The 625-nt window shown below is 49.8% G+C and carries 1 rRNA gene; it reads right to left on the reverse strand.

The window, feature by feature from the left end:
- Positions 1-625: ribosomal RNA gene (locus AAEY97_RS21115) — 23S ribosomal RNA — on the reverse strand; the annotation flags it as partial.

Genomic DNA, 625 nt, shown 5'->3' on the forward strand with positions numbered 1-625 from the left:
GAAATGCACCCGTAGCTTCGGTGGTATGTTTAGCCCCGTTAAATCTTCCGCGCAGGCCGACTCGACTAGTGAGCTATTACGCTTTCTTTAAATGATGGCTGCTTCTAAGCCAACATCCTAGCTGTCTAAGCCTTCCCACATCGTTTCCCACTTAACATACACTTTGGGACCTTAGCTGACGGTCTGGGTTGTTTCCCTTTTGACAACGGACGTTAGCACCCGCTGTCTGTCTCCCGAGTAGTACTCATTGGTATTCGGAGTTTGCAAAGGGTTGGTAAGTCGGGATGACCCCCTAGCCTTAACAGTGCTCTACCCCCAATGGTATTCGCTCGAGGCGCTACCTAAATAGCTTTCGAGGAGAACCAGATATCTCCGAGTTTGATTGGCCTTTCACCCCCAGCCACAAGTCATCCGCTCATTTTTCAACATAAGTCGGTTCGGTCCTCCAGTTGATGTTACTCAACCTTCAACCTGCCCATGGCTAGATCACTCGGTTTCGGGTCTACACCTTGCAACTAAACGCGCAGTTAACACTCGGTTTCCCTACGGCTCCGCTATTCGCTTAACCTCGCTACAAAATGTAAGTCGCTGACCCATTATACAAAAGGTACGCAGTCACGGTCTC

The organism is Shewanella sp. TB7-MNA-CIBAN-0143, from assembly GCF_040310065.1.
GTDB lineage: Bacteria > Pseudomonadota > Gammaproteobacteria > Enterobacterales > Shewanellaceae > Shewanella.